Raw genomic sequence first — 1668 nt, forward strand, 5'->3', positions numbered from 1 at the left:
CGGGACTTGTTTCCGTGTTCTGGAGAATCCGATGCGCATTCGCATTCCCGCGCGCCTGCCCGTGCTGATCGCCGGTGCCGCCGCGCTGCTGGCCGGTTGCGCGCAACCGTGGCAGCAATACCAGGCCGGCCAGGACGAGTCGGCGATCGTCGCGCGCATGGGCCCGCCGCGCGAGATCTACGACCTGCCCGGCGGCGGCAAGCGCCTGATGTGGCCGACTCAGCCGATGGGCGAAATCACGGTCGCGGCCGACGTCGACGCAGCCCACCGGATCGTCAACGTGCGCCAGGTACTGCAGCCGAGCGAGTTCTATCGCGCGGAGATCGGCAAGTGGACGAAGACAGACGTCCTCGTCAATTTCGGACGCCCGGTCGAGACTTCCTACTTCCCGCTGATGAAACGCGAGGTTTGGACGTACCGGTATCTCGAGGACAACGTCTGGTACATGATGTACAGCTTCTACTTCGATCCGCAGGGCATCCTGCGCACCACGCAGAAAACACCGGACCCGCTGCACGATCCCGATCGCCGCACCCTGTTCTGACCGATTGCGTATTTATACGCAATTGTCGCAATGGCCATTCACGAATTATTGCGTGAATGGCCATTTCATTTTTTCCGCTGCCTTATTTAATTCAACGAATAAGACGGAAAACTTTTCCGATCGATGACATTGCGATGGCAATACACTGAACGCCCCGTCATGCGGGCCGTAGCGGGAAACAGGCACGCCCGGGGCATGTCATGCGTCGCACTGGTGCATGCAATGCACTACGCCCAATCAATTTGAAACAATTTGTATCAACCCACCCGCAGTGCTAGGGCATACCCCTAATATCAGTCGAAAATCCAACCTTTCAATTTAGAAAGCATGCGATTGCGCCATTTCGTTCGATATTTATTTGCCTTTATCAAAAAGGAGTCCTCATGAATCGCCCCAAGAGCATGCTGGTTGCCAACATTGCCTGGGCCCGCGAGACGCGCGAACACACGCCCGGCTTTTTCGACGCGCTCGCGCGCGGCCAGAATCCGCGCGTACTGTGGATCGGTTGCGCGGACAGCCGCGTGCCAGCCGAAACCATCACGCACTGCGCGCCCGGCGAGCTGTTCGTCCATCGCAACATCGCGAACCTGTTCCACCCCGACGACGACAATTCCGCCAGCGTGCTCGAGTACGCGGTGCGGGTGCTGAAGGTCGACCACGTGATCGTGTGCGGTCACTACGGGTGCGGCGGCGTGCGTGCATCGCTGCTGCCGCCGCCCGCCGACCTGCCACACGTCGCGCGCCGCATCGCGCCGCTCTGCGCACTCGCGCGGCGCCATCGCGACACGCTCGACGGGCTCGACGACATGGCCGCCGCCGACCGCCTCGCCGAGCTGAACGTGCTCGAACAGGTGCGGCTGCTGCGCGCGTCGCCGATCGTGCGCGGCCGCGAGCGGCCACCGCTCGTGCATGGCTGGATCTTTTCGCTCGCCGACGGCCGCCTGAAGGAGCTCGATTCCGGCTATGCGGCGTCGCCGACCGAAGCCGAGCCCGAGCCCGAGCGCGCTGCCGCCGTCGCGCTCGGTTGACCCGCGCCCTGCCCCTCCACGCCAACGAAACCACCCCAACCATGAAACTGAACGAGCGCCTATCCACCCTGCCGCGCGACATCGTCGCCGGCATCG

The 1668-nt window shown here is 62.9% G+C and carries 2 protein-coding genes; both read left to right on the forward strand.

Going from position 1 to position 1668, the window contains the following annotated elements; all coding sequences use genetic code 11:
• The first annotated feature begins 31 nt into the window (after positions 1-31).
• On the forward strand, positions 32-544 hold the full coding sequence (locus JMF90_RS36165; RefSeq protein ID WP_006478258.1) for a hypothetical protein: 513 nt from the start codon (positions 32-34) through the stop codon (positions 542-544).
• A gap of 383 nt (positions 545-927) precedes the next feature.
• The gene (locus JMF90_RS36170; protein ID WP_011545819.1) at positions 928-1572 is read left to right on the forward strand and encodes a carbonic anhydrase; all 645 of its coding nucleotides are present in this window, start codon (positions 928-930) and stop codon (positions 1570-1572) included.
• Positions 1573-1668: the final 96 nt, after the last annotated feature.

It is taken from the genome of Burkholderia sp. E168m23 (genome assembly GCF_016586125.1).
GTDB lineage: Bacteria > Pseudomonadota > Gammaproteobacteria > Burkholderiales > Burkholderiaceae > Burkholderia > Burkholderia orbicola.

Coding starts and splice junctions, on each gene's coding strand:
- JMF90_RS36170 (WP_011545819.1), top strand. CDS start 928: ATGAATCGCCCCAAGAGCATGCTGGTTGCCAACATTGCCTGGGCCCGC.
- JMF90_RS36165 (WP_006478258.1), top strand. CDS start 32: ATGCGCATTCGCATTCCCGCGCGCCTGCCCGTGCTGATCGCCGGTGCC.